The organism is Sphingobacterium bovistauri, from assembly GCF_020295405.1.
GTDB lineage: Bacteria > Bacteroidota > Bacteroidia > Sphingobacteriales > Sphingobacteriaceae > Sphingobacterium > Sphingobacterium bovistauri.
In genome coordinates, this window is record NZ_JADEYP010000061.1 from 1 (window position 1) to 2,073 (window position 2,073).

Below are 2,073 nucleotides of genomic sequence, written 5' to 3' on the forward strand. Positions count from 1 at the left end.
TTAAACCGGACAAAAAATATCCGTCTAAGGAACCGATCTGCACAACAACTTTTTGTTCTTTTCAGACCTCAACTCTGAGGGGACACTTTGAAGTGGTGAAGGGGGGACAGTTTAAATGGTATATCCATCTTATCATCTAGAATACGCTCACTACGCGCATTTACCATGCTACGTCTTCTGTCATCCTGTAGTTTTGGATCTTGAATATAAGTAGGTAATACGCCCCATTCCATTTCCAATAGCGCTATCCCCTCACCTTCCTTATCCTTCATAATTATTGGATATTCGGGAAAAGTTATTGCCTGCACATTTTCGAAATAGTCGTAGTTATACTCTTTCTTCTTGCGCTCATCCCTTATTTTAGGGTAAGAATTTTTTACAAGCTCAATGTCCGTATGTAATGAAATATCCCAACACATAAATCAAATTTTAGGTAATTATTTTATTAAATCAAAAGCATTCACTTCCTTTCTAGTTCCATTACATTCAATGATCGCTTTTACGCGGCCATATTCTAAAGTAAAAAGGATATCAATTTTGTCAGTTCTTTTAAATTTGGTATTAGAACGTAAATAATTAACGATGTTAAGGTTATAATGTTTTAACATACGTTTCTCCCAATCAATATTTTTAATTTTATTAAGGAAAATCCTGTAACCAGAATCCACTTCAAGAAGCTTTTCTATTTTTTCAAAATCATCGGGAAGATGCAAGGCTTTACCTTCCTTAACACCAAGTTCAAAGGCATGTACATGTGCAAGTTCTATATTCTCATAAGCTGACAACAAGAAACCTTTACCAAAAGAAACAGATGGCCATTCAAACTTTTGCAGCACAAAATCCTTATACCCACGAGAAATTAAATCATGGAATAAGTTAAGCGTTACCTGTTCAAATGGGATGTATAACATACATATCTAAGTTTGTTAAAATAATTAACTTATTAAAGTTGTATTCCAATAACTAAACATTTCAAATGAATACTCTAAATGATATTTAAAACTATTCTATCTTAATTAAATTAAAAAAGAAAACAAATCCCCATCTAACTGTAGATTTCAACTAGGTTAGAGATGCTTGTAACTGCTACATAACAAAGGTAATTAGCGCTTCCTTTAACTCTGATCTATTAACGGTTTTCTACAAATTATAGAGTTGGTTAATCAATAATATTTTTATAATTTGAAATTGTCCTCTTTTTGTTAGGAGCCCGTTAATAATTATCAATCCATTCCTACATTCTAAAAGGTAATAAAATATGTCAAATGTTCTATTCATATAAATAGCTGTCCCTAATCGCTAATAAATCTTTACTTTTTTTTATATAGTTTAATTTTTGATTTTTAAAAATCATATAGGCTGCCTTCTTTTCAGAATCAACAAGAAATTGGACAAACATCCGGTAAAATTCCTTTCTCTTCTTTATATCTTTAGTTTTATTTAAATTGATATATTTTAATATTCTATGATTGAATGAAATATTGACCTGTAAATTTATATCACATATAAATTGAACAGCTGGCTCTTCATTTCCTTTTATAAAAATCGAAAATGATATTAAGTCCCCTTCTAAATCAACAATAAAAGATTGAAATAAAAAATTGCCTATTTGTAAATCAGATACAAATATTATTTTTTTCATCATAGGTTAGTTTTTCAATCTGTAAGTTAACAATTACTTATTGCAAATCAACATTTATTTACTTAAAATTAAGAATATATAACTCTTATTATTTTCTAATAGTTAGTTTAAAAATAATGCATATCAATACAACACGGAGTTTTGTTGGCTATTAATACACCTCGGAATTTAATTTATAAGTTTTGATTTTCAACAAAGCAATAAAACTAATTATTCCCAAAAGTAACCAAAGAAAATCAACAACAAATAGATCTATTTTTCCGTTAATAAAATTATTGAAAAACCAGCTTCCTGTAATTATACCATTTACAATTGGCACTAACAATGCGGTTATACCCCCCATAAATAATGTTTCTCGATTTGTTCTATTTAAGTTTTTACGAAATATAAAGTAAACTGTAAAAAGTAGCCAAGTGCAGAAGTAAACCTTA

Annotated in this window: 3 protein-coding genes and 1 pseudogene; all 4 read right to left on the reverse strand. The window is 29.1% G+C overall.

Features of this window, described 5'->3' with window-relative positions; all coding sequences use genetic code 11:
* Nucleotides 1-68: 68 nt before the first annotated feature.
* Nucleotides 69-419 (reverse strand): SOS response-associated peptidase family protein, encoded by a 351-nt coding sequence (locus IPZ78_RS17115; RefSeq protein ID WP_225555195.1) that lies wholly within the window; start codon nucleotides 417-419, stop codon nucleotides 69-71.
* An 18-nt stretch (nucleotides 420-437) separates the two neighbouring features.
* Nucleotides 438-911, reverse strand: coding sequence for a hypothetical protein (locus tag IPZ78_RS17120; protein WP_225555196.1), 474 nt, complete (start codon nucleotides 909-911; stop codon nucleotides 438-440).
* Nucleotides 912-1,270: 359 nt separating this feature from the next.
* Entirely contained in the window at nucleotides 1,271-1,645 is a 375-nt protein-coding gene (locus IPZ78_RS17125) for a hypothetical protein (RefSeq protein WP_225555197.1), read from the reverse strand.
* Between the two features lie 148 nt (nucleotides 1,646-1,793).
* A pseudogene (locus IPZ78_RS17130) lies at nucleotides 1,794-2,073 on the reverse strand (PepSY-associated TM helix domain-containing protein); the annotation flags it as partial.